This window comes from Streptomyces sp. BBFR51 (assembly GCF_044591655.1).
Lineage (GTDB): Bacteria > Actinomycetota > Actinomycetes > Streptomycetales > Streptomycetaceae > Streptomyces.
Window position 1 is genome coordinate 3,522,499 of sequence record NZ_CP172448.1, and the last position, 24,689, is coordinate 3,547,187.

At 72.2% G+C, this 24,689-nt stretch carries 22 protein-coding genes; 6 read left to right on the forward strand and 16 right to left on the reverse strand.

The genetic code is table 11. The annotated features are described in order from the left end of the window. Positions 1-22: 22 nt before the first annotated feature. Genes hutI through hutU form a run of 4 tightly spaced genes read right to left on the reverse strand, consistent with a single transcriptional unit; the run spans position 23 to position 5,512 of the window. A complete protein-coding gene (hutI, locus tag ACGH7X_RS15925) occupies positions 23-1,198 on the reverse strand; it encodes an imidazolonepropionase (RefSeq protein WP_399885877.1) in 1,176 nt (391 codons plus the stop codon). Between the two features lie 44 nt (positions 1,199-1,242). Beyond that, complete coding sequence (locus tag ACGH7X_RS15930; protein ID WP_399885879.1) at positions 1,243-2,592, reverse strand: formimidoylglutamate deiminase; 1,350 nt, start codon at positions 2,590-2,592, stop codon at positions 1,243-1,245. Continuing rightward, a complete protein-coding gene (locus ACGH7X_RS15935; protein WP_399885881.1) occupies positions 2,589-3,806 on the reverse strand; it encodes an allantoate amidohydrolase in 1,218 nt (405 codons plus the stop codon). The genes ACGH7X_RS15930 and ACGH7X_RS15935 overlap by 4 nt, the downstream gene beginning before the upstream one ends. Further along, complete coding sequence (hutU, locus tag ACGH7X_RS15940) at positions 3,803-5,512, reverse strand: urocanate hydratase (protein WP_399885883.1); 1,710 nt, start codon at positions 5,510-5,512, stop codon at positions 3,803-3,805. Before hutU ends, ACGH7X_RS15935 begins: the two co-directional genes overlap by 4 nt. Before the next feature lie 188 nt (positions 5,513-5,700). On the opposite strand from hutU, the gene ACGH7X_RS15945 reads away from it, so the two are divergent. Continuing rightward, a complete protein-coding gene (locus ACGH7X_RS15945) occupies positions 5,701-7,062 on the forward strand; it encodes a diaminopimelate decarboxylase (protein ID WP_399897048.1) in 1,362 nt (453 codons plus the stop codon). Positions 7,063-7,154: 92 nt separating this feature from the next. Here ACGH7X_RS15945 and ACGH7X_RS15950 read toward each other — a convergent pair whose 3' ends face one another. Then, positions 7,155-7,742, reverse strand: a complete 588-nt coding sequence (locus ACGH7X_RS15950; protein ID WP_399885885.1) for a hypothetical protein — start codon at positions 7,740-7,742, stop codon at positions 7,155-7,157. Between the two features lie 126 nt (positions 7,743-7,868). Continuing rightward, on the reverse strand, positions 7,869-8,756 hold the full coding sequence (locus ACGH7X_RS15955) for a MurR/RpiR family transcriptional regulator (RefSeq protein ID WP_399885887.1): 888 nt from the start codon (positions 8,754-8,756) through the stop codon (positions 7,869-7,871). Positions 8,757-8,919: 163 nt separating this feature from the next. Here ACGH7X_RS15955 and ACGH7X_RS15960 point away from each other — a divergent pair, with 163 nt between their 5' ends. Further along, on the forward strand, positions 8,920-9,342 hold the full coding sequence (locus ACGH7X_RS15960) for a hypothetical protein (protein WP_399897051.1): 423 nt from the start codon (positions 8,920-8,922) through the stop codon (positions 9,340-9,342). A gap of 282 nt (positions 9,343-9,624) precedes the next feature. On the opposite strand, the gene ACGH7X_RS15965 is transcribed toward ACGH7X_RS15960, so the two are convergent. Further along, entirely contained in the window at positions 9,625-11,010 is a 1,386-nt protein-coding gene (locus ACGH7X_RS15965; RefSeq protein ID WP_399885889.1) for a cystathionine beta-synthase, read from the reverse strand. A 167-nt stretch (positions 11,011-11,177) separates the two neighbouring features. Between ACGH7X_RS15965 and ACGH7X_RS15970 the strand changes: the two genes are divergently transcribed. The 3 genes from ACGH7X_RS15970 (at position 11,178) to ACGH7X_RS15980 (ending at position 14,695) form a co-directional block, all read left to right on the forward strand. Further along, on the forward strand, positions 11,178-12,200 hold the full coding sequence (locus tag ACGH7X_RS15970) for an SGNH/GDSL hydrolase family protein (RefSeq protein WP_399885891.1): 1,023 nt from the start codon (positions 11,178-11,180) through the stop codon (positions 12,198-12,200). Positions 12,201-12,372: 172 nt separating this feature from the next. Next, the gene (locus tag ACGH7X_RS15975; RefSeq protein WP_399885894.1) at positions 12,373-13,593 is read left to right on the forward strand and encodes an acetyl-CoA C-acetyltransferase; all 1,221 of its coding nucleotides are present in this window, start codon (positions 12,373-12,375) and stop codon (positions 13,591-13,593) included. Positions 13,594-13,888: 295 nt separating this feature from the next. After that, positions 13,889-14,695: a hypothetical protein gene (locus ACGH7X_RS15980; protein ID WP_399885896.1), complete on the forward strand. Its 807-nt coding sequence runs from the start codon at positions 13,889-13,891 to the stop codon at positions 14,693-14,695. Positions 14,696-14,877: 182 nt separating this feature from the next. Here the strand turns inward: ACGH7X_RS15980 and ACGH7X_RS15985 are convergent, their stop codons facing one another. Next, positions 14,878-15,888, reverse strand: a complete 1,011-nt coding sequence (locus ACGH7X_RS15985) for an aldo/keto reductase (protein WP_399885898.1) — start codon at positions 15,886-15,888, stop codon at positions 14,878-14,880. Between the two features lie 107 nt (positions 15,889-15,995). Continuing rightward, on the reverse strand, positions 15,996-16,307 hold the full coding sequence (locus tag ACGH7X_RS15990; RefSeq protein WP_217164613.1) for a hypothetical protein: 312 nt from the start codon (positions 16,305-16,307) through the stop codon (positions 15,996-15,998). A gap of 103 nt (positions 16,308-16,410) precedes the next feature. On the opposite strand from ACGH7X_RS15990, the gene ACGH7X_RS15995 reads away from it, so the two are divergent. After that, the gene (locus ACGH7X_RS15995) at positions 16,411-16,641 is read left to right on the forward strand and encodes a DUF4287 domain-containing protein (protein ID WP_030189937.1); all 231 of its coding nucleotides are present in this window, start codon (positions 16,411-16,413) and stop codon (positions 16,639-16,641) included. A gap of 93 nt (positions 16,642-16,734) precedes the next feature. Here ACGH7X_RS15995 and ACGH7X_RS16000 read toward each other — a convergent pair whose 3' ends face one another. The 7 genes from ACGH7X_RS16000 to ureC all read right to left on the reverse strand — a co-directional run bounded on the left by ACGH7X_RS16000 (position 16,735) and on the right by ureC (position 24,689). Further along, positions 16,735-17,658 (reverse strand): Bax inhibitor-1/YccA family protein, encoded by a 924-nt coding sequence (locus ACGH7X_RS16000; protein ID WP_399885901.1) that lies wholly within the window; start codon positions 17,656-17,658, stop codon positions 16,735-16,737. 169 nt (positions 17,659-17,827) lie between these two features. Beyond that, on the reverse strand, positions 17,828-19,033 hold the full coding sequence (locus tag ACGH7X_RS16005; protein ID WP_399885903.1) for a 4-hydroxybenzoate 3-monooxygenase: 1,206 nt from the start codon (positions 19,031-19,033) through the stop codon (positions 17,828-17,830). A gap of 157 nt (positions 19,034-19,190) precedes the next feature. Then, positions 19,191-20,543, reverse strand: coding sequence for an ammonium transporter (locus ACGH7X_RS16010; protein WP_399885905.1), 1,353 nt, complete (start codon positions 20,541-20,543; stop codon positions 19,191-19,193). Positions 20,544-20,576: 33 nt separating this feature from the next. Then, positions 20,577-21,518 carry an urease accessory protein UreD gene (locus tag ACGH7X_RS16015; protein ID WP_399885907.1) on the reverse strand — a complete coding sequence of 314 codons (942 nt, stop codon included), beginning with the start codon at positions 21,516-21,518 and terminating at the stop codon, positions 20,577-20,579. A 1-nt stretch (position 21,519) separates the two neighbouring features. Beyond that, positions 21,520-22,140, reverse strand: a complete 621-nt coding sequence (ureG, locus tag ACGH7X_RS16020; protein ID WP_399885909.1) for an urease accessory protein UreG — start codon at positions 22,138-22,140, stop codon at positions 21,520-21,522. A 43-nt stretch (positions 22,141-22,183) separates the two neighbouring features. Then, a complete protein-coding gene (locus tag ACGH7X_RS16025) occupies positions 22,184-22,960 on the reverse strand; it encodes an urease accessory protein UreF (RefSeq protein ID WP_399885911.1) in 777 nt (258 codons plus the stop codon). Positions 22,961-22,964: 4 nt separating this feature from the next. Next, a complete protein-coding gene (gene ureC / locus ACGH7X_RS16030) occupies positions 22,965-24,689 on the reverse strand; it encodes an urease subunit alpha (RefSeq protein ID WP_399885913.1) in 1,725 nt (574 codons plus the stop codon).

Genomic DNA, 24,689 nt, shown 5'->3' on the forward strand with positions numbered 1-24,689 from the left:
CCGCCGCCGGTCCACACGTTGCTCACACCTTACGCACCCCCCGTCGCCACACGCCCGCGACCAGCGGCACACCGGGCCGGTAGGCCAGGTGGACGTGGCTGGGGGCGTCGAGGAGGGCCAGGTCGGCGTACGCGCCCGGGGTGAGGCGGCCTACGTCGTCGCGGCGCAGGGCCGCGGCGCCGCCCGCGGTGGCCGACCAGACCGCCTCGTCCGGCGTCATCCCCATGTCCCGTACCGCGAGCGCGATGCAGAAGGGCACGGAGGACGTGAAGGACGAACCGGGGTTGCAGTCGGTGGAGAGGGCGACCGTGGCGCCGGCGTCGAGCAGGCGGCGGGCGTCCGGCCACTGGGCGCGGGTGGAGAACTCGGCGCCCGGGAGCAGCGTGGCGACCGTGCGGCTGCCCGCGAGGGCGTCCACGTCGGCGTCGGTGAGGTGGGTGCAGTGGTCGGCGCTGGCGGCGTCGAGTTCGACGGCGAGCTGGACGCCGGGGCCGTAGGAGAGCTGGTTGGCGTGGATGCGGGGGTGCAGGCCCTTGGCCTTGCCCGCGGTGAGGATCGCGCGGGCCTGGTCGCCGTCGAAGGCGCCCTTCTCGCAGAACACGTCGATCCAACGGGCGTGCGGGGCGCAGGCGTCGAGCATCTCGCCGGTGACGAGGTCGACGTAGGCGGCGGGGTCGTCGGCGAGTTCGGGGGCGACGATGTGGGCGCCGAGGAACGTGACCTCGTCGGTGTGGCGGGCGGCGACGCGCAGGGCGCGGGACTCGTCGGCGGTGGTCAGGCCGTAGCCGGACTTGGTCTCGAAGGTCGTCGTGCCCTGGCGCAGGGCCTCGGCGAGGTAACGGGTGAGGCCGGCCTCCAGTTCCGCGTCGCTCGCGGCGCGGGTGGCGGCGACGGTGGTGCGGATGCCGCCGGCGCTGTAGGGGCGCCCGGACATACGGGCGTTGAACTCGTCGGTGCGGTCGCCCGCGAAGAGGAGGTGGGAGTGGGAGTCCACGAAGCCGGGCAGGACCGCCCGGCCGTCGGCGTCGAGGCGATTGTCAGTGGCGGGTGCTTTGCTTGATTCACCGGTCCACGCGACGCGGTCGCCTTCGATGACGACGGCCGCGTCCCGGACCAGACCGAGCGGGGAGTGGTCGCCGAGGGAGGGGTCGTTGGTGACGAGTGCGGCGATGTTGGTGATGACGGTGCTGCTGCTCATGGGGTCCCTGGTGTCCTCGTGGGGGCGGGTGCGGGGGCTGGTCGTCAGGCGCGCAGGGCTTCGACGGCCCGCGCCAGGGCCTGCGGCACATCCGGTACGAGGGCGTGCGCCCCGTCGCGTACGACGTGCCGCCCGCCCACGATCGTGTGCCGGACGTCCGCTGCCGTCGCGGCGAATACGGCCGTCTCGGCGCCGAGCCTGGGCAGCGGTCCCGCGGTTCTGACCGAGTCCAGCGCGATCGTCGCGAGGTCGGCGCGGGCTCCGGCCTCGATGCGTCCCGTGTCGTCCCAGCCGAGGGCGGCGTGGCCGTCGGCGGTGGCGGCGCGCAGCAGGGCGGCGGCGGTCCAGTGGCCGCGGGTGCGGGTGCGCAGGCGCTCGTTGAGCTCCATCGCGCGCGCCTCCTCCAGCAGGTCGACGACGGCGTGGCTGTCGGAGCCGAGGGAGAGCGGCGAGCCCGCCCGCTGCAGCGCGGCCGCGGGGCCGATGCCGTCGGCGAGGTCCCGTTCCGTGGTCGGGCACATGCAGGTGCCGGTGCGGCTGCGGCCGAGCAGCGCGACGTCCTCGTCGGTGAGGTGGGTGTTGTGGACGCCGGTGGTGCGGGGTCCGAGCACGCCGTGGTCGGCGAGGAGCCCGGCCGGGGTGCGCCCGTGGGCCTGGTGGCAGGCGTCGTTCTCGGCGGTCTGTTCCGACAGGTGCACATGCAGCGGGGCCCGCCGCTCCTCGGCCCAGCGCGCCACCGTCGCCAACTGGTCGGCGGGCACGGCCCGTACGGAGTGGATCGCGGCCCCGATCCGTGCGTGATCCCGTTCCTTGAGAAGTGAAGAGCGTTGCGCCCAGGCCTCCGCCGTCCCGTCGGAGAAGCGGAGCTGGTGGGTGTTCGGGGGTTCGCCGAAGCCGGAGGACAGATAGCAGGTGTCGAGGAGGGTGATGCGGATGCCGGCTTCGGCGGCGGCCTCGATCAGGGCCTCGCCCATCGCGTTGGGGTCGGCGTAGGACGTGCCGCCGGGGGCGTGGTGGACGTAGTGGAACTCACCGACGGCGGTGATGCCGGCCAGTGCCATCTCGGCGTACACCGCGCGGGCGAGGTCGCGGTACGTCTCGGGGGTCAGCCGGTCGGCGACGGAGTACATGACCTCGCGCCAGGTCCAGAAGGTGCCGGAGCCGACCTGGACGGTGCCCCGCAGGGCGCGGTGGAAGGCGTGGCTGTGGGTGTTGGCCAGTCCCGGGAGGGTCAGTCCGCGCAGGATCTCGGCACCGGGCGGTGGGGCGGGTACGTCCTGACGGACGGCGCAGATGCGGCCGTCCGCCACCGTCACGGCGACGCCCGGCTCGACGTGGGTGCCGAGCCAGGCGTGCTCCAGCCAGTACGTCCGGGTCCGCTCGGTGGAGGTCACGTGCAGGCCAGCCCTTCCAGTACGTCGGCGAGTGCGCTCACCCCGGCCACGCAGTCGTCCTCGGCGGCGTGCTCGGCCGGGGAGTGCGAGACGCCGGTGGGGTTGCGCACGAACAGCATGGCGGTCGGGACGCGGTCGGAGAGGATCCCGGCGTCGTGTCCGGCGCCGGTGCCGAGGACGGGGACCTTCAGGTCCGTCCGCGTGTCCAGGATGCGGGCGAGTTCGTCGCGCAGAACGTGGTCGAACTCGACGACGGGCGTGAAGGACTCCCGTACGACGTCGAGGTCGACGCCGTGGGCGGTGGCGTACTCGCGGGCGGCCTTCTCGATGCCGGTCACCACGGTGTCCAGGCTCGGCTGGTCGGCGGCGCGGGAGTCGAGCCAGCCGCGCACCAGGGAGGGGATGGCGTTGACGCCGTTCGGTTCGACGGTGATCTTGCCGAAGGTGGCGACGGCGCCGGCGAGTTCGGCCTCGCGGCGGGCGGCGAGGACGGTCTCGGCGTACGACAGCATCGGGTCGTGCCGGTCGGCGAGGCGGGTGGTGCCGGCGTGGTTGGCCTCGCCCCGGAAGTCGAACCGCCAGCGTCCGTGCGGCCAGATGGCGGACGCGATGCCGATGCGGTCGCCGGACAGGTCGAGGGCGCGGCCCTGCTCGACGTGGAGTTCGACGAAGGCGCCGATGCGGGCGAGCCGTTCGGGGTCGGGGCCGAGGGTGCCCGGGTCGTACCCGGCGGACTCCATGGCCTGCGGGAGGGTGATGCCGTCGCCGTCGGTGAGGCGGTGGGCCTGTTCGACGGTGAGCGCGCCGGCGGTGAGCCGGGAGCCGACGCAGGCGAGGCCGAAGCGGGCGCCCTCCTCGTCGCCGAAGTTGACGATGCCCAGCGGCCTGGTGAACCGCGCTCCCCTCCCGCGCAGTTCGTCCAGGGCGGCGAAGGCGGAGACCACGCCGAGGGGTCCGTCGAAGGCGCCGCCGTCCGGCACGGAGTCCAGGTGGGATCCGGTGACGACGGCGTTCCCGGCGGCGGGGTCGCCGAGCCAGGCCCACTGGTTGCCGTTGCGGTCGTTCTCGTAGGCGAGGCCGCGTGCCTCGGCCTGCTCCTGGAACCAGGTCCGGCAGTCGGTGTCGGCGCCGGTCCAGGCGTAGCGGCGGTAGCCGCCGGAGGCGGAGCTGCGCCCGACCGGCAGCAGCTCCGCCCACATGCTGTGGAAGCTCACGCGTCGCCACCCGCGCGCGTGGCGCCACCCTCGCGCGCGTCGTCGCCCTCACGGCCCTCGCGCATCGGCACCCGCACGTCGCGCTCGGCCGCCACCGACTCGGCGATGTCGTACCCGGCGTCGACGTGCCGGATGACGCCCATGCCGGGGTCGTTGGTGAGGACTCGGCGGATCTTCTCCCCGGCGAGCGGGGTGCCGTCGGCGACGGTGACCTGTCCGGCGTGGATGGAGCGGCCCATGCCGACGCCGCCGCCGTGGTGGAGGGAGACCCAGGAGGCGCCGGAGGCCACGTTGACCATGGCGTTGAGCAGCGGCCAGTCGGCGATGGCGTCGGAGCCGTCGAGCATGGCCTCGGTCTCGCGGTACGGGGAGGCGACGGAGCCGCAGTCGAGGTGGTCGCGGCCGATGACGATCGGGGCGGCCAGCTCACCGCTCGCGACCATGTCGTTGAACCGCTCGCCGGCCTTGTCGCGCTCGCCGTAGCCGAGCCAGCAGATCCGGGCGGGCAGGCCCTGGAAGTGGACCCGCTCCCCCGCCAGCTTGATCCAGCGGGCCAGCGACTCGTTCTCGGGGAAGAGGTCGAGGATCGCCTTGTCGGTCCTGGCGATGTCGGCGGGGTCGCCGGACAGGGCGGCCCAGCGGAAGGGGCCCTTGCCCTCGCAGAACAGGGGGCGGATGTACGCCGGTACGAAGCCCGGGAAGGCGAACGCCCGGTCGTAGCCGGCGAGCTGGGCCTCGCCGCGGATGGAGTTGCCGTAGTCGAAGACCTCGGCGCCGGCGTCCTGGAAGCCGACCATGGCCTCGACGTGCCGGGCCATGGACTCGCGGGCGCGGGTGGTGAAGCCGGCCGGGTCCTTGGCGGCGGCGTCGGCCATGTCCTCGAAGACGATGCCGGTGGGCAGGTAGGCCAGCGGGTCGTGGGCCGAGGTCTGGTCGGTGACGATGTCGATCGGGGCGCCCATGGCGAGCAGCTGCGGGACCAGCTCGGCGGCGTTGCCGAGGACGCCGATGGACAGCGGCTTGCGCCGGTCGCGGGCCTCGGTGGCGAGCTGGAGGGCGTGGTCGAGGGAGTCGGCCTTCACGTCGAGGTAGCGGTGCTCGATGCGGCGGTCGATGGCGCGCGGGTCGCAGTCGACGCAGATCACGACGCCGTCGTTCATGGTGACCGCGAGGGGCTGGGCGCCGCCCATGCCGCCGAGACCCGCGGTGAGGGTGATGGTCCCGGCGAGGGTGCCGCCGAACTTCTTCGCGGCGACGGCGGCGAAGGTCTCGTAGGTGCCCTGGAGGATGCCCTGGGTGCCGATGTAGATCCAGGAGCCGGCCGTCATCTGCCCGTACATGGTCAGGCCGAGGGCCTCCAGGCGGCGGAACTCCTCCCAGTTGGCCCAGTCGCCGACGAGGTTGGAGTTGGCGATGAGGACGCGCGGGGCCCACTCGTGGGTCTGCATGACACCGACGGGGCGGCCGGACTGGACGAGCATCGTCTCGTCCTGCTTGAGGGTGCGCAGGGTGCGGACCATGGCGTCGAAGGAGCGCCAGTCGCGGGCGGCCTTGCCGGTGCCGCCGTAGACGACGAGTTTGTCGGGGTGCTCGGCGACCTCGGGGTCGAGGTTGTTCTGCAGCATCCGCAGGGCGGCCTCCTGCTGCCAGCCCAGGGCGCTCGGCTCGGTACCGCGTGGCGCTCGGACAGGACGAGGTCCGGACATGGTCTGCCTCCTGGTGGCTTGCTCCCGGCGGATCCCGGCGGATTGTTGCTACGGATATTCATATCCTCGCTTCGTGAATAGAACTAGTCAATACGTTCGTGTCCTGCCCCGGGCGCGTGCGAGTGTTTGGCTGGATGTACGGGGCGGACAGCGACGGTATGGAGGATGGCGTGAGCGACGGCACGGACATGAGCGGTGACCTCGGCGGCCCCGAGGCGCAGCGGGCGGCGCGGCGGGACGAGGCGGTGCGGGCGGCCGTCGAGCAGGGGCTGCTCGGCCCCGAGGCCCCGATCGTCGGGCTGCTGGACGTCGCCGGGATACGGGAGTCGGCGGCGGCCCTGCGGTCGGCGTTCGAGGCGGTGACGGCACCGGGGACACCCGTGCTGCACGCCTTCGCGGTGAAGGCGTCTCCGCTGGTTCCGGTGCTGCGGCTGCTGCACGAGGCGGGCATCGGCGCCGAGGTCGCGAGCCCGGGCGAGCTGGCGCTGGCGCGGGCGGCCGGGGTGCCGGCGGAGCGGACGGTGCTGGACTCGCCCGCCAAGACGCCGGGCGAGCTGGCGGAGGCCCTGTCCCTGGGCATCGCCGTCAACGCGGACAACCCGCAGGAGCTGGAGCGCCTGGACGCCTTGGTGAAGGCCTCCCCCGACACCGCCTCGCCCCTGGGAATCCGGGTGAACCCGCAGGTCGGCGGCGGCTCCATCGAGGCGTTGTCGACGGCGACGGCGACCTCGAAGTTCGGCGTGGCCCTGCGCGACGAGGGGGCGCGCGAGTGGGTGGTGAGCGCGTATCTGGACCGGCCGTGGCTGACCCGGCTGCACGCGCACACCGGGTCCCAGGGCATCCCGCTGGCCCTGATGGCCGAGGGCGTGCGGGAGACGTACGCGCTCGCCGAGGAGATCAACGAGCGGGCGGGCCGCCGTCAGGTCGACACGCTCGACATCGGCGGCGGGCTCCCGGTGAACTTCGCGTCGGACGAGACGACACCGACGTACGCCGAGTACGCGCGCGTGCTGCGCGAGGCGGTGCCGGGACTGTTCGACGGAAGGTACGGGCTGGTCACCGAGTTCGGGCGGTCACTGCTGGCCAAGCACGGCACGATCGTGGCGCGCGTGGAGTACGCCAAGAGCGCCGGGGGACGGCCGGTCGCGGTGACGCACGCGGGCGTGCAGGTCGCGACGCGGACGGTGTACGCGCCGGGGGCGTGGCCGCTGCGGATCGCCGCGTACGGCGGCAAGGGCCGGCCGAAGGAGGGGCCCGACGTGGTGCAGGACGTGGCCGGTCCGGCGTGCTTCGCGGGCGACCTGCTGGCCGCGGGGCGGGCGCTGCCGCTGCTGGAGCAGGGGGACTACGCGGCGGCGCTGGACACGGGGGCGTACTACTTCGCGCACCACTACGCGTACAACTCGCTCGCCCGTCCCGCGGTCCACGGCTTCGTGGCGCGGGCGGACGCGGGCGTCGCCTTCGCGACCGTGCGGGAGGCTCAGACCGTCGAGGAGATCGTGGCCGAGTCGGGCGCGGCACACGTCGATGCGCTGACGTCGATGCGCTGACGTCGATGCGCTGACGTCGATGCGCTGACGTCGATGCGCTGACGTCGGATGCACTGACGTCGGCCCGGCAAAGGGGCGGGGGCGGACGCCGGTCAGACCAGCGCCGCCGTCTTCCGCCTCGCCCCGCCCGGTGCCGCGTCGCCCGCCGCGATGCCGGTGCTGCGGTAGGCCCTGACCGCCTTGCCCGCAGGGCGGCCGGTGTTGCCGGCGAGCCAGTCCACGCGGACCCACAGCAGGGCGTCTCCGGACTGCTCGCGGCGGCCGATCCAGGAGGACTTCAGCCACAGCCCGGCGCCGCAGCCCGCCATCAGCAGTCCGGCGGCGGCGGGCACGGCGAAGGCGCTGCCCAGGGCGGCGAGGAAGGCGAGCAGCAGCCACCAGCGGTGGCCCCGGCGCCAGTTGCGTACGGTCACCGCGCGATCCTGGAGCACGTCGTGCTTGCCCGCGCGGGCGGCCGAAGCGGCGAGGGCGGTGTAGCGCCTGCGGCGCACGGACGCCACGACGGCCGTGGCGACGATGAAGAGGGCGGCACCTGCCAGCACCCCGATGCGGCGTCCGGTGAGCCCCGGCACCAGCACCCCGATGCCCGCCGCGAAAACGCCCAGCCACCACAGCGGTGCCGCCCCCGCCCGTACGACGACGGCGACCCGAGCCAGCCCCACCTGTCCTCCGCGCGCCACGTCCTGCCTCCCGTCCCGTTCCTGCCTGTGTCATGCGTCTGAAGGGTGTGTCAGGCGCCGCACTGTAGTGGGGGAAGCTGAGACGAGTCTGAGAACGCGTCCGCCGTCCGGGTCACTGAGCGAGTGTCACTCGACGAACAGCCCCCGCGCCGCCGCCTTCGCGTCGAACTCCTCCAGCCGGGCCTGCGCGTCCGGCAGGTCGTCGCACATCGCCTCCAGCAGCACCCTGCCGAGCAGCATCGGCGCGCACGCGGTGTCGAAGGCGAGACCGGTACCGACGGCGGCGGGCAGCAGCAGGTCGGACACCTTGGCGACCGGCGCGAAGGCGGAGTCGGCGACGGTCACCACCGTCAGCCCCGCCTCCTTGGCGTGCGCGAGCGCCTCGACGACCTCACGGGGGTGCCGGGGCAGGGCGAAGCAGAGCAGGGTGCTCGCCCCGGCCCGGACGGCGGCGTCGATGCGGTCGTGCAGCATCGTGCCGCCCTCGCCCAGCAGCCGGACGTCCGGGTGCACCTTGGCGGCGAAGTAGGCGAAGCCGTGCGCCTGCGCCGCGGCGGCCCGCAGCCCCAGCACCGGCAGCGGCCGGCTCCCGGCGAGCAGCAGGCCGGCCTCCCGCACCGGCCCCGGGTCGGCCAGCACCTCCGCCAGGTGCCGCAGGTTCTCGATCTCGGCCGCCACGGCCTGCTGGTACTCGTTGCGGGAGCCGGCGTCGGCGACCGGTTCCGCCGGTGCGACCTCGCGCAGATGGCGGCGCAGCGCCGGGTAGCCGTCGAAGCCGAGGGCGACCGCGAAGCGGGTCACCGACGGCTGGCTCACCCCCGCCAGCTCGGCCAGCTCCACGCTCGACAGAAACGGCACGTCGGACGCGCGGCGCACCATGCTGTGCGCGATGCGCCGCTGGGTCGGCGTCAGCCGGTGCCCCTCGAAGAGCGCCTGCAGCCGCACGGCCGCACTGTCGGCTCCGCCGGCTCCACCGGCCCCGTCGACCCCACCGGTCCCGCTCGACCCGCTCACGACATGGCCCCCTCGACCTATTCACACGCCCCGGCTTCTGCATACCGTTATACAGCGAGGCGGCGGCACCGGCCGACCCCTACGGGTCCTCCCCCGTCGAAAACGGGGGCTTTCCCCAGTGCCGAAGGGGTCGTGGCTGCCTAGCGTGGGGGACATGACGGGAATGGACGCGCGCGACGCCGAACTCAAGAAGGAACTCGACGCCACCCTGCAGACCCGCAGGGAGCTGGGTGAGGAGTACGAGTCCGCGCTGGTCGACTCGTTCCTGGAGAAGGTCGACCAGCGCATCGACGGGGCGGTCGAGCGCCGGGTGCGCCGGCAGCTCGCGGAGCAGCAGATGACGGTGGCCCGGGACAGCCGGTCGCCGCGGCCCACGGACTCCTTCGGCGAGCGCTTCGGCTTCGGCATCGTCTCGCTGGTGCTCGCGGTCCCGCTGTCCGCGATCGGCGGCGGGGTGGCGAACCTCCCGGGGATGCTGGTCGCCTGGGCAGGCATCGTCGGGGTCAACGTCGTCCAGGTCGCCCGGACCAATCCGGACCTGTTCGGACGCCGCCGCCGCGCCGACCGGGGCGACTGGGAGGACTGAGGGAAGGCCGAGGGGAGACTGCGCGGGGACCGCCGCACCCCCAGCGCTGGGGGGCGGGACGACGGCGGTCCCCGCGGGGACGCGCGCGCTGCCGGGCCTCACGGCCCGGGCGGCGCGTCCGTGGCGTCGTTGGAGGTCCGGGAGCCGCTCCGGAAGGTCCGTGACGCCGACACCGACTACTCTGCCGGTCCCGTGTTAAGCGACTGCTGCGTGCACATGACGCGCGCGTACCACTTCCGCGAAGTCCACGAAGATCACGAGGACCACAAGGACCCCGAGGTGCTACTTGCCCTTGGCGAGGAAGGACAGCAGGTCCTGCCGGCTCACCACGCCGGTCGGCTTGCCCTCGACGAGGACGATCGCCGCGTCGGCGGCGCCGAGCACCGACATCAGGTCCGCGACCGGCTCGCCGGAGCCGACCTGGGGCAGCGGGTCGGACATGTGCTTCTCCAGCGGGTCCTCCAGCGAGGCGCGCCCCGCGAACAGGGCGTTCAGCAGCTCGCGTTCGACGACCGAGCCCACGACCTCGGCGGCCATCACGTCCGGGTGGCCGGCGCCGGGCTTGACGATCGGCATCTGCGAGACGCCGTACTCGCGCAGCACGTCGATGGCCTCGCCGACGGTCTCGTCCGGGTGCATGTGGACGAGGGAGGGGATGTGGCCGCCCTCCTTGTGGTTCAGGACCTCGGCGACACGCGCGCTGGGTCCCGCGTCCTCCAGGAAGCCGTAGTCGGCCATCCACTCGTCGTTGAAGATCTTGCTGAGGTAGCCGCGCCCGCTGTCCGGGAGGAGTACGACGACCACGTCGTCCTCGCCGAGCCGCGCCGCCACCTCCAGCGCCGCGACGACCGCCATGCCGCAGGACCCGCCCACCAGCAGGCCCTCCTCCTTGGCGAGGCGGCGGGTCATCTGGAAGGAGTCCTTGTCGGAGACGGCGACGATCTCGTCCGCGACGTCGCGGTCGTACGCCGTCGGCCAGAAGTCCTCGCCGACGCCCTCGACCAGGTACGGGCGCCCGGAGCCGCCGGAGTAGACGGAGCCCTCGGGGTCGGCGCCGACCACCTTCACCGCGCCGTCGCTGATCTCCTTCAGGTACCGGCCGGTGCCGGAGATGGTGCCGCCGGTGCCGACGCCCGCGACGAAGTGGGTGATCCTCCCCTCGGTCTGCTCCCACAGCTCGGGGCCCGTGGAGTGGTAGTGGGAGAGGGGGTTGTGCGGGTTGGAGTACTGGTCCGGCTTCCAGGCGCCCGGCGTCTCGCGCACCAGCCGGTCGGAGACGTTGTAGTAGGAGTCCGGGTGCTCGGGGTCGACCGCCGTCGGGCAGACGACGACCTCGGCGCCGTACGCGCGCAGCACGTTGATCTTGTCGGTGGACACCTTGTCAGGGCAGACGAAGATGCACTTGTAGCCCTTCTGCTGGGCCACGATCGCGAGGCCCACGCCGGTGTTCCCGCTGGTCGGCTCGACGATCGTGCCGCCCGGCTGCAGCGCTCCGCTCTGCTCGGCGGCCTCGATCATGCGCAGGGCGATGCGGTCCTTGACCGAGCCGCCCGGGTTGAAGTACTCCACCTTGGCCAGGACGGTCGCCCTGAGGCCCTTGGTGACGCTGTTGAGCCGCACCAGCGGGGTGTTGCCGACGAGGCTGATCATCGAGTCGTGGAATTGCACCGTGGTCTCCGGATGCCGCAAATGAAGGGTCGATATCGGTTCGGCCAGCCTATGGCCTGCCGGCCCGCGCATGCCCCGTGACGGTCGTTCACCCTGCGTTGAGATTGGGCGACCGTCCGTACGGGGCAAGGAGAGGGTGTACGGGTTTCAGGAGGTGGCGTCGACGTATGACGAGCATGTCGAGGGCGAGGGTGGCCAGACGGATCGCGGCCGGGGCGGCGTACGGCGGCGGCGGCATCGGGCTGGCCGGGGCGGCGGCGGTCGGCCTGGTGGTGGCGGAGGTGCAGCTGGCCAGGCGCCGGGTGGGCATCGGCACGCCCGCCCGGGTGCCGAACGCGCAGGGGCTGTACGGCGGCACCCTGCCCACGGCCGCCGATCCGCCGTTGCGGCTGATGATGCTGGGCGACTCCACGGCCGCCGGGCAGGGCGTCCACCGGGCCGGGCAGACGCCGGGCGCGCTGCTGGCGTCGGGGCTCGCGGCGGTGGCGGAGCGGCCGGTGCGGCTCGGATCGGTCGCGGCGCCCGGAGCGTGTTCGGACGACCTGGACCGCCAGGTGGCGCTGGTCCTCGCCGATCCGGGCCGGGTGCCCGACGTCTGCGTGATCATGATCGGCGCCAATGACGTCACCCACCGGATGCCGGCGACCCGCTCGGTGCGGCATCTGTCCGGGGCGGTACGACGGCTGCGCACGGCCGGCGCGGAGGTGGTGGTCGGCACCTGCCCCGACCTCGGCACGATCGAGCGGGTGCGGCAGCCGCTGCGCTGGCTGGCCCGGCGGGCCTCGCGGCAGCTGGCGGCGGCGCAGACCATCGGCGTCGTCGAGCAGGGCGGGCGCACGGTGTCGCTGGGCGATCTGCTGGGCCCCGAGTTCGCGCAGAATCCGCGGGAGCTGTTCGGCCCGGACAACTACCACCCCTCCGCGGAGGGGTACGCCACGGCCGCGATGGCGATACTGCCGTCGGTGTGCGCGGCACTCGGCCTGTGGCCGGCCGAGGAGGAGCACCCCGACGCCCTGCGCCGCGAGGGCTTCCTGCCGGTGGCCCGGGCGGCGGCCGAGGCCGCGTCCGAGGCGGGCACGGAGGTCGCGGCGGCGATGCCCACGGGGCCGCGGGGGCCCTGGGCGCTGCTGAAGCGCCGGAGGCGACGCCGTGTGGCGGAGGCGGAGCCCACCAGCCCGTCCGGCGTCTGAGGAGGAGGCCGTTCAGGGGCCCCGCCCCACCGCCACAGGAAGGCAAAAGCAAGCGCTTAGACAGTTGCGGTCCATGTCACACCGTCGCCCCCGTGACCCAGGCCATACGTACGGGTAACTTCCCAAAAGCAGCCCCCGCCCGCGCCCACACCGACTCGCCACTGGAGCCGTGATGCCCGAAGCCGTGATCGTCTCAGCCGCCCGCTCCCCCATCGGCCGCGCCTTCAAGGGTTCCCTGAAGGACCTGCGTCCCGACGACCTGGCCGCCACGATCATCCAGGCGGCCCTGGCCAAGGTCCCCGGTCTCGACCCCAGGGACATCGACGACCTGATGCTCGGCTGCGGCCTGCCCGGCGGCGAGCAGGGCAACAACCTCGGCCGGATCGTCGCCGTCGAGATGGGCATGGACCACCTGCCCGGCTGCACCGTCACCCGGTACTGCTCCTCGTCCCTGCAGACCTCCCGCATGGCGCTGCACGCCATCAAGGCCGGCGAGGGCGACGTCTTCATCTCGGCCGGTGTCGAGATGGTCTCCCGGTTCGCCAAGGGCAACTCCGACAGCCTGCCGGACACCCGCAACCCGCTCTTCGCCGAGGCCGAGGCCCGTACCGCCGAGGTCGCCCAGCAGGAGGGCACCACCTGGCACGACCCGCGCGAGGACGGCCTCGTCCCCGACCCGTACATCGCGATGGGCCAGACCGCCGAGAACCTCGCCCGCGCCAAGGGCATCACCCGGCAGGACATGGACGAGTTCGGCGTCCGGTCCCAGAACCTCGCCGAGGAGGCCATCAAGAACGGCTTCTGGGAGCGCGAGATCACCCCGGTCACGCTGCCGGACGGCACGGTGGTCTCCAAGGACGACGGCCCCCGCGCCGGCGTCACCCTGGAGGGCGTCCAGGGCCTCAAGCCCGTCTTCCGCCCCGACGGCCTGGTCACCGCCGGCAACTGCTGCCCGCTCAACGACGGCGCCGCCGCCCTCGTGATCATGAGCGACACCAAGGCCCGCGAGCTGGGCCTGACCCCGCTCGCCCGCATCGTCTCCACGGGCGTCTCCGGCCTCTCCCCCGAGATCATGGGCCTGGGCCCGGTCGAGGCGAGCAAGCAGGCCCTGTCCCGCGCCGGGCTGGGCATCGGCGACATCGACCTGGTCGAGATCAACGAGGCGTTCGCCGCGCAGGTCATCCCCTCCTACCGCGACCTCGGCATCCCGCTGGAGAAGCTGAACGTCAACGGCGGCGCCATCGCCGTCGGCCACCCCTTCGGCATGACCGGCGCCCGCATCACCGGCACGCTGATCAACTCCCTCCAGTGGCACGACAAGCAGTTCGGTCTGGAGACGATGTGCGTCGGCGGCGGCCAGGGCATGGCCATGGTCATCGAGCGCCTGAGCTGACACCTCACCGGGACCCACTGAGGGACCGTCAGTAGCGCCCCGCCGACCCAGCGTGACACCGCGGCCCGGGACCCTGTTCACCCCAGGGTTCTGGGCCGTTTTGTGACCCAAACTCCCCCAGGATGTGACCTACCTCTCCTGCCCCCTTGATTTACGCAGGTCAGACCAGCATCACCCCCACCCTCCGGGCCCAAAGTCCTGTCCGTTTCGTGACGTTACGCACTGACAGACGGTTAGTCCTGCCTTCAAGCTGATGTAGGAAGTCGGGGGTCGACTTTGAACCGGGAGTACGTCAGTGAGCGCCATGCCGATCGCCCTGCTGCTCACCACGGCCGCCACCGGCGCCGTGGGCGTCGCCGTCCTGCGCAGCATTCTGGTGCTGCGCAGGCAGGTGACCGCCCTGCGCGCGGAGCTGGCCGAGAGCCGGGCCACCGCCACGCGGGGCCGCGTGCCCGCCGCCCGCACCACCGCCGACGCCGAGGAGATACGCGCCGCCGTCGCGGAGGCACTCGCCGAGGAGCGCGAGCGGGAACTCGCCGAGGCGCGGGCCTTCTGGGCCGCCCAGGAGTCCCGGGACGCCTCCGACGCGCCCCTGCTGCTCGGCCTGTCCGACAGTGAGCTGTTCCTGCCCCGCCAGGCCGATCTCGTGGGCCTGGAGCCCGTGGTCGAGCCGGTCGCGGACAGCGACGAGTCCTCGCAGGACGCGGGCCACGCCGGTCCCAGGGAATCCGCCGAGCTGGCCGCCGCCCGCCGCCGGCACCCCTCGCACCCGGACTTCGTGCCGAATCCGTCGCCCTCGGTGAACGACCACGACCGCACCGTGGCGACCCTGGAGGAGCTGGCCGAGTCCAGCGTCGCGCTGGCGGACGTCCGTCCGGGCCCGCTGGGCACCCTCGACGTGTACGTCTTCGCCGACGGCACCACCCTGTGCATGACCCCGGGCCACCGCGAGACCGCGGAGCGCCTGGCCGCCGCGCTGGGCGCGGGCCAGACGCCGTTCCTCCTCGGCGGCTCAGGCATCTCCGGTGCCTACACGCTGACCTTCGCCTGCGGCGAGGAGAACGTCTACATCCTGGCGGACCGCGTCATCGCGTCCCTCTGAGACTTGACCCGCAATTCACCAGAGGGTGAGCAGTGGACTGCACGCGGGGTGAGGGCCGAGCTTCGGCGCGCAGCACGCGGATCACGCAGTTGCGCGCGACCGCCCGCGAGCACCGCCGGGCCGACCACAGGGCCGTGAAGGCCGAGGCCGAGGACTCGTCGAAGGCCCGGCGGTAGCCAGGACTACCGGGAGCCCGCCACAGGCTGCGGCTTGTAGAAGGACTCCTCCAGGTAGGCGACCTCGTGCGGCTGGTAGGGCTCCTCCAAGTAGGCGGCCTCGTCTTCGTCGAGTTCGACGTCCACCGCGGCGACCGCGTCGGCCAGCTGGGCCGGCTTGGTGACCCCGACGATGGGCGAGGTCACCGCCGGGTTGCGCATGACCCAGGCCAGGGCGACCTGAGCCGGGGACAAACCCCGCCTGCCCGCGATCTCGTGGACGCGCTCCGCCACCGCCTGGTCCTCGTCGCGGTAGAGGATCCTGCCGCCCTCGTCGGTCTCGGCACGCGCCGTGGCGGTGTCCCGGGCCCTCGTCAGCCTGCCCCGCGCCAGCGGGCTCCACGGGATCACGCCGATGCCCTGGTCGACGCAGAGCGGGAGCATCTCCCGCTCTGCTTCTCGGTGGATGAGGTTGTAGTGGTCCTGCATCGACACGAACCGGGTCCAGCCGTTCAGGTCAGCCAGGTACAGGGCCTTGGCGAACTGCCAGGCGTACATGGAAGAGGCTCCGATGTAACGGACCTTCCCGGACTTGACCGCGTCGTGCAGCGCCTCGAGGGTTTCCTCGATCGGGGTGTCGTAGTCCCAGCGGTGGATCTGGTAAAGGTCGATGTAGTCGGTCCCCAGTCGCTTCAGGGAGGCGTCGAGCTCGGCGAAGATCGCCTTGCGGGACAGCCCGGCGCCGTTCGGGCCGGGGCGCATCCGCATCCACACCTTGGTGGAGAGAACGACCTCCTCGCGCCGGGTGAAGTCCTTGACCGCCCGGCCGACGATCTCCTCGCTGCTTCCGGCGCTGTACCCGTTGGCCGTGTCGAGGAAGTTGACGCCGCCCTCGATGGCCTGCTTGATGATGTCCCGGCTGGTGTCCACGCCCAGCGACCAGGGCTCGCCGCCCCGGTCCGGCTCGCCGAAGCCCATGCAGCCGAGGGTGATGGCGGAGACTTCCAGTCCGGTCGTTCCGAGTTTGATGTATCGCACGCTTACGAACCTAGGAGTTGGAGTGCACTCCAACGCAAGTACGTCTCGGTCCGGAATTCGAAGGCGTGGGGCAAGCGGCTCCCTCCAGCCGGCGTCCGCGCGCGGCCTCAGACCCCGGCCCGTTTGCGGGCCTCCTCCACCAGCCCCGCCGCTTCTTCCACCTGGCCCTCGTCCTCCAGTACGAGGGCCAAGTCGTGTGCGGCGACGGCGATCTGGTCGGCGGCCGCGAACATGCCGGCGTCCGGCATCTCCCGCGGCTCGGCTCCGGGTTCCTCCACGAGCTGGGCGCGCCGGGCCAACTCCCTGGCCAGGCCCAGCGCCTCGGCGGCGGCGCCGCGTTGCAGTCTGCTCTGCGGGGCGGCCCGCAGCCGGTCGGCGAAGTCGTCCACGGCACGGGTCAAAGGCGTCGTATCAACCACGGCGCGAGCGTACGCGGCCGTGCGGGACTGTTGCCAACGGGCGAACGCTCAGGCACGGTGACCTGAAGGACCGGCTTACATCCCCTTTCGCCCGGAGGCGCCGATGTCCCAAGTCTTCTCCGAGGAGACCCATCGCAATCTGCTCGCCCGTATCCCCCAGTGCACCGGCCGTGAGATCTCCGACTGGCTGCGCGCCGTCGAGGACGGCCCCGCCCTCTTCCGCTTCGAGGAGAAGGTCAGCTGGCTCCGCCACGAACACAACCTCGCGTACGGCCACGCGAAGGCGATCGTGCACGAGTACGACCTGAGAAGGGCCGCGCGCAAGCTGCTGTGAGCGTGCGCCGGGCCCCACGACGCGAAGGGCCCCGGGCACAAGCCCGGGGCCCTTCACACGTCGCACCGTCGCACTCGTGTGCGGCGCGGCGTACTAGTCGCTGCTGTTCAGGATCGCGATGAGGCGCAGGAACTCGAGGTAGATCCAGACCAGCGTCAGCGTGAGGCCGAAGGCGGCGAACCAGGCCTCCTCGCGCGGGGCGCCGTAGGCGAGCCCGTCCTCGACCTGCTTGAAGTCCAGGGCGAGGAAGCACGCGCCGAGGATGATGCCGACGATGCCGAAGACGACACCGAGCGCACCGCTGCGGAAGCCGAGGCCGTCACCGCCGCCGAAGACGGCGAACAGCAGGTTCACCATCATCAGGAAGACGAAGCCGAGCGCGGCGGCCATCACGAAGCCGTAGAAACGCCGGTTGACGCGGATCCAGCCGGCCTTGTAGGCGATCAGCACACCGGCGAAGACCGCCATCGTGCCGATCACGGCCTGCATGGCCGCGCCGTCGGCGATGCGGTTGTCGACGACGCTGGAGACGACGCCGAGGAAGACACCCTCGAACGCCGCGTACGACAGGATCAGCGCCGGCGTGGGCTTGCGCTTGAAGGACTGGACGAGCGCCAGGACCATGCCGATGAGCGCGGCACCGATGCCGATGCCGTACGAACGGCTGATGTTGGCGTCGTCCACCGGCAGCAGCGCCCACGCGAGCGCGGCCGTCACCACGAGCACGCCGAGCGTGCTCGCCGTACGGATGACGACGTCGTCCATCGTCATCCGGCCGGTGGTGGCCGGCGCCTGCGGCGGCGCGCCGTACTGAAGGTCCTGCTGGGCGTACGGGTTCTGCGCGTACGGGTTGCCGGCGGACGGCTGGGCGTACGGGTTGCCCTGCGTGCCCTGCGCGTACGGGTTGGCCTGCGTGGCGACGGCGGGTCCCCCGGCCTGCGGCGCGGCGTTGAAGCCCGCGTAGCCGTTGTCGCGGCTGAACCCCCGTCGCGAGAAGACCGGGTTTCTGCTCCTCATTTCACTCCTCCATGGCCACACGGCGCAGCCTTGGCTCAAGAGTAATAGAACGGCAAAGGAATGACCCTACTGCTTAGGAAGGATCTTTCCCTCGCCTTGCGGGACAACACGCTACGCCGATCAGTGATTCCCCTCACGGTCGGGGTCGTCGCGCGCGGCCGGGCGCCGCTCACCCGATCGGGAAGCCGGTGTAGGCCTCGGCGAGGTCGGTCTCGGCGGCCCGCGAGGAGGCGATCCGGTCCAGGCGGGCCAGCTGGAGACGGTCCTCGAAGGGGGTGGCGCCGGGCGCGCCGTGCAGCAGGGTCGTCATGTCGTACGAGAACCGCTCGGCCTGCCAGACGCGGCGCAGGCAGGTCTCGGAGTAGGTGTCGAGCAGGTCGTCGGAGCCGGTTTCGGTGCGGTGGGCCAGTGCCCGCGCGAGGGTGACGACGTCGCCGACGGCGAGGTTGAGGCCCTTGGCGCCGGTGGGCGGCACGATGTGCGCGGCGTCCCCGGCCAGGAAGAGCCGGCCGTGCCGCATGGGCTCGTGGACGTAGGAGCGCATGGGGGTGACCGACTTCTGGGTGATGGGGCCGCGGCTCAGCGTCCAGTCGTCGTCGGTCTCGAAGCGGCGTTCCAGCTCGTCCCAGATCTGCTCGTCGCTCCAGCTGTCGGCGTCCGTGTCCGCGGGGACCTGGAGGTAGAGGCGGGAGACGGAGGGTGAGCGCATGGAGAGCAGGGCGAAGCCGCGGTCGTGGCGGGCGTAGACCAGCTCGTCGTGGGAGGGGGCGACGTCGGCGAGGATGCCGAGCCAGCCGAAGGGGTACGTCCGCTCGAAGGTGCGTCCGTCCGGGACGGCCGCGCGGGCCACTCCCCAGAAGCCGTCGCAGCCGACGACGTAGTCGCACTCCAGCACGTCCTCGGCGCCCCCGGCACCCTCCGCGCCCCCGGCGCCCTCCGCCCCGCCGTGCCGGAAGCGGATGCGCGGCCGGTCCGTCTCCGCGTCCTCCACGGCGAGCGCCTCGGTCTCGAAGAGCAGCGGCCCGCCCGACTTCAGCTGGAGGGCTATGAGGTCCTTGCAGACCTCGGTCTGGGCGTAGACCATGACGGACTTGCCGCCGGTGAGCGCGGGGAAGTCGACGCGGTGGCGCCGCTTGGCGAACCGCAGTTCGATGCCGTCGTGGCGCAGCCCCTCGCGGTCCATCCGCTCCCCGGCCCCGGCCTCGCGCAGCACGTCCACCGTGCCCTGCTCCAGGATCCCGGCGCGCTGCCTGCGCTCGACGTAGGCACGATCGCGGCTCTCCAGGACGACCGATTCGATCCCGGCGTTGTGGAGCAGCCGGGCGAGCAGGAGTCCGGCGGGGCCGGCCCCGATGATGCCGACGGTGGTGCGCATCGGTCGTTCCCTTCGATCGGCGTCGTTGCCTTGCTCGGGCATGCGATTGCCCCGCATGTTCGCATGGTGAAAATTCCTTCACCTTTGATGCGCCGAGTCTCGGCCTCCCCACGCGCCGCTGTCAACGGGCGAACCGGACATCCTTGCGAAGTCCCCCTCAACCCTCCCGGCGGTCCCGCAGGAGCCGCTGGATCTCGGCCAGCGTCTCCCGGTCGAGGCCCCGGCCGCCGCCCGCGAGGGCGTCCAGGCGTTCGGCGGTGCGGAAGTCGTAGGCGCGCTCCTCGTCCTGCCCCGGTACGGCGGCGTACGTCTCCTTCTGGGCGAAGCCGACCACGGCGTCCACGACCTTGGCGAGGATCCAGGTCAGGACGAAGGAGAACGCGGCCACGGCGAGGATGGCGACGATCTGCTTCCAGAGCAGGGAACCGCCGCCCCCGTAGAAGAGGCCTTCCTTGCCGCTCACGGTGGAGGTGGCGAACAGGCCGACCATGACCAGTCCGACCAGACCGCCCGCACCGTGCACGCCGACCACGTCCAGCGTGTCGTCGACGTTCAGCCGGTACTTGAGGGTGACGGCGAACGCGCAGACGAAGCCGGCGACGAGTCCGGTCACCAGGGCGCCGGTGGGGTCGATCTCGCCGCAGGCGGGGGTGATGGCCACCATGCCGGCCACGGCCGACGAGCCCACGCCCATCATGGTGACCCGCCGGGTGCGCCAGTACTCCACCAGCGGCCAGGTGACCATCGCGCCGGCCGCGCCGAGCTGGGTGTTGATGAAGGCCGTGGCGGCGGTGCCGGTGTCTCGGACGGCCGACCCGGCGTTGAAGGCCAGCCAGCCGAACCAGAGCAGCGCCACGCCGATCATGACCAGGGGGATGTTGTTGGGGGTCGGCTCCTTGCGCCGGAAGTCCGCCGGGCCTCTGATCACCAGGGCGACGGCCAGCCCGGCGATGCCCGAGTTGAGCTCGACCGGCAGACCGCCGGCGAAGTCCAGCGCGCCCAGGTGCTTGGTGATCCAGCCGTGGTCCGTGTCGAAGACCCAGTGCGCGATCGGCACGTACACGATCAGCAGCCACAGCACCGAGAAGACCAGCCACCCCCGCATCGTGGCCCGGCCCGCGATGGATCCGCTGATCAGCGCCACGGTGACGATGGCGAAGCCCATCTGGAAGGTGGCGTACACGTAGGTCGGGATGGATCCGCTCAGGGTGTTCGGCTCGATGCCGCGCAGGAAGGCGTGGTCGAGGTTGCCGATCAGGCCGGCGCCGCCGACGTCCGGGCCGAAGGCGAGCGAGTACCCGATGACGTACCAGAGGATGGTCACGAAGCACAGCGAGGCGAAGCTCATCTTGAGCATCACCAGGATGTGCTTGGTGCGGACCATGCCGCCGTAGAAGAACGCGAGGGCGGGGGTCATCAGCAGCACCATGGCCGCCGCCGCCAGCATCCAGGCGGTGTCACCGGAGTCGTAGGCGGGCGGCATGGGGGCGGGTGCGGTGATCACGGGCATGGTCTCCTGGGCGCGGGGGCGGTGGCGGTGGGGCTACGGTTTACGCAGGTCGGGTGCGGGATGGCCGGTGAGCAGCCGGCGTACGGCGTCCCATGCGGCGCGGACGGCCCCGGTGACCCGGGGCTCCTGGTGGCCGAGGATCCGCACCCAGGCCCCGCAGTCGTCCGGGAGCACGCTCGCCCCGTGGAGCACCTCGTGGCCCGCCAGGGACGCGTGGAGGGCGTCGGCGATCTCGGCGGCGGGACACCGGCCGCTCACCACGAACAGCGAGGCGACGTGGTCGTGCCCGGCGAAGACGCCCGGTCCGTCCACCCCGCCGGACCGCTCCGGGCTGAGCCGCAGCGTGTCCACCGCCAGCAGGGTGCCGTCGGGCCGGCGGATCTCCAGGTCACTGGCGAGGACCGTGTAGGCGTGCCGCTCGCCGCGGGCGATCCGGCCGGCGGTGACCGTCTCGCCGTAGACGACGGTGGCGTCCTCGTCGACGGTGAGCACGACGTTCTGGTGGAACCGCGCTCCCCCGAAGGGGATGAGTGCGTCGGGCAGGTACTCGACGTAGGCGCCCTCGGCGGCGGACAGACGGACCAGCTGCGTCGCGTAGTCCTGCTCCATCCGGTAGACCTTCGTGGCCGCCTGCGTGGTGAACAGCGCCTGGGTGTCCGGACCGCACCGCAGGTCCTGGCGGTAGCGGTCGGCCTGGGCGATGCCGCCGCCCGTGGCCATCACGTAGGTGAACGCCATGCCGGGCAGCGCCGGGTCGACGTAGAGCGGGCGCATGATCTCCAGCGGCGACTTCTGGTACCGCTCGACCAGCTCGGTGCGCTCCCCCCGGCGGACGAAGCCCAGGTCGAGGATGCCGACCTTGGCCGGCGAGCCCGGGCCGAGCGTCTCGGGCGCGGCCGAGAACGCCGACAGCTCCGGCGGGAGCCGGACGGGCTCGTAGTGCTCCGGCGCCAGCCGGTCGCGGACGGCCGGCATGTCAGATCAGGACCTTGCGCCGGGACTCGAGGAAGGCGAGGACCTCGTCGACGCCCTTGCCGGTGAGGCAGTCGGTGAGCACCACCGGCCCGTCGCCGCGCACCTTGTGGGCGTCGGACTCCATGACGCCGATGTCGGTCCGCACATACCGGGCGATGTCGATCTTGTTGATGACCAGCAGGTCGGAGTCGGTGATGCCCGGCCCCCGCTTGCGCGGCATCTTCTCGCCCTCGGCGGTGTCCAGGACGAAGACGAACACGTCGGCCAGGGCCGGGCTGAAGGTGAGCGTCAGGTTGTCGCCGCCGCTCTCGTAGAGGAGGACGTCGACGTCGGGGCAGCGTTCCAGCATCTCCGCGCCCGCCGCCAGGTTCATCGTCGGGTCGTCGCGGACGGCGGTGTGCGGGCAGGCGCCCGTCTCGACGCCGACGACGCGGTCGCCGTCCAGCACCCCGTCGAGTGTGCGGCGGATGTGCTGGGCGTCCTCCTGCGTGTAGATGTCGTTGGTGATCACGGCGGGCCGGCGGCCCCGCTCGATCAGGATCGGGACGAGGGCCTCGATGAGAGCGGTCTTCCCCGATCCGACGGGTCCGCCGATCCCCACGCGCAGCACGTTGTCTCGCACTTCTCTTCCTCTCCGGTTGCCGGCCGTGACGGCCGGCGGGTGGTCAACTGGCGAACAGGCGTGCCTCCGCCCGCTCGTGACGGGCCGACATGACGTCCGCCGCGAAGGTGGTCGCCCCGAGGTCGTCGAGACTGCGGGCCAGTGCCTCGCGGGTGGTCTCCTCGATCACCGGGGCCGTCCGCCGCAGCAGGCCCTGGGCCAGCCGGTGGTCGGTCAGCCGCAGCCGCAGCGCCGCTCCGGCGAAGCTGGCGCAGAACGCGAACAGGTCGGCGGCGACGGCCTGCCGCACGGGCACTCCGGTCGCCGCGTAGACGACCCCGGCGGCGACGGCCTGGGTGCCCGGTGCCCGACGGGCCGTCACCGTGCGGTGGTAGCGGGCGATGCCGGGCGCGCCGAAGACCTCGGCGGCGAGGTCCAGCAGCTGGCGCCCGGTGCGGGTCGCCGCCTGCCGCATCTCGCGGCTCAGCTTCGTCGCGTGCAGCCGGCGGTCCGTCGCGGCCACCGTGTCCCAGTCGCCGGCCGCGGCGGCCCGGTGGGCCAGGGCGAGCGCGGTGGCGTCGGCCGGGCCGACGCCGTGCCTGAGGACGTCGTGGAGCAGCGCGGCCAGGGAGTCGTGGTCGACCGCCCCTTGCTGTACGTAGCCCTCCAGGCCGTGGGACAGGGTGTAGAAGCCGCTGGGGAACGCCGAGTCGGTCAGCTGGAGGCTGACCAGGAGGTGGTCCAGGTGGAGGCCCGGGTGAGGGCCCAGGTGGGGGCCGCCCGGCGCCGCACCGTCTGCGGCGGCCGTCTCGGCCGCCCCTGTCGTCTCGTCGCGGTACATGGGGTCAGGTCAGGAAGAACAGCTGGTTGAGGGGCAGTTTCTGGGCCGGCTCGATGGTGGCGACCTTGCCGTCCACCGTCACCTTGTACGTCTCCGGGTCCACCTCGATCTCGGGCAGGACGTCGTTGCGGACCATGTTGTGCTTGCCGATCGTGCGGGTCTTGAGCACCGGCAGGACCCGCCGTTGCAGCCCGAGCCTCTCCGGCACCCCGGCCGCGATGCCGGCCTGGGACATGAAGGTGACGTGCGTCGACTGCATGGCACGCCCGATCTGCCCGAAGGACGGCCGGTAGTAGACGGGCTGGGGGGTGGGCAGCGAGGCGTTCGGGTCGCCCATCTGCGCCCAGGAGACGATGCCGCCCTTGATGACCATCTTGGGCTTGGCCCCGAAGGAGTGCATGGGCCACAGCACGATGTCCGCCAGCTTGCCCGCCTCCAGCGACCCCACGTAGTCCCCTACGCCGCTGGCGACGGCCGGGTTGATGGTGGCCTTGGCCAGGTAGCGCAGGACGCGCTGGTTGTCGTTGCGCTCGGAGTCCTCGGGCAGCGGGCCGAAGGCCTCCTTGCACACGTGCGCGATCTGGAAGGCGCGGGTGACGGACTCGCCGATGCGGCCCATGGCCTGGGAGTCGGACGAGATCATGCTGATGATGCCCCGGTCGTGCAGGACCGTCTCGGCCGCGATGGTCTCCGCCCGCACCCGGCTGTCGGCGAAGGCCACGTCCTCGGGGATGTCGTGGCTGAGGTGGTGGCACACCATCACCATGTCCAGCAGCTCGTCCACGGAGTTCTTGGTGTACGGCAGCGTCGGGTTGGTGGACGACGGCAGGACGTTCGGCTCGCCGGTGACCCGCAGGATGTCGGGGGCGTGGCCGCCGCCCGCGCCCTCGCTGTGGAAGGTGTGGATCGTGCGGCCGTCGATCGCGGACCGGGTGTCCTCGAAGAAGCCGCCCTCGTTGAGGGTGTCGGTGTGGATGGCGACCTGGACGTCGTGACGGTCGGCGACCGCCAGCGCGTTGTCGATGACGGCGGGGGTGGAGCCCCAGTCCTCGTGGACCTTGAGAGCGGCGGCGCCCGCCTCGATCTGCTCGTCCAGCGCGGCGGGCAGGCTGCCGTTGCCCTTGCCCATGATGCCGATGTTGACCGGCAGGTCCTCGGCCGCCTCCAGGAGGCGGGCGATGTTGTACGGCCCGGGCGTGCAGGTCGTGCCGTTGCTGCCGTCGGTCGGTCCGGTGCCGCCGCCGAAGAGCGTGGTGATGCCGTTGCTGAGCGCCTGCTCGCACTGCTGGGGCGAGATGAAGTGCACATGCGAGTCCATCGCCCCGGCGGTCGCGATCAGGTGCTCGCCGGCGATGACCTCGGTGCCGGTGCCGACGACCAGCCGGGGGTCGACGGCGTCCTGCGTCTGCGGGTTGCCGGACTTGCCGATGCCGGCGATGAACCCGTCCTTGACGCCGATGTCGCACTTGACCACGCCGATCACCGGGTCCATGACCACGACGTTGGTGATGACGAGGTCGAGGGCGCCCTGCGCGGCGGTGGCCTGCGGGTCCGAGGCCATGCCGTCACGCATGGTCTTGCCGCCGCCGTAGACCACCTCGTCGCCGTACGAGCCCTCGCGGACGTCCTTCTCGACCTCGACGACGAGGTTGGTGTCGGCCAGCCGGAACCGGTCGCCCACCGTGGGGCCGAACAGGTCGGCGTACTGCTTGCGGGAGAGGGTCGGCAT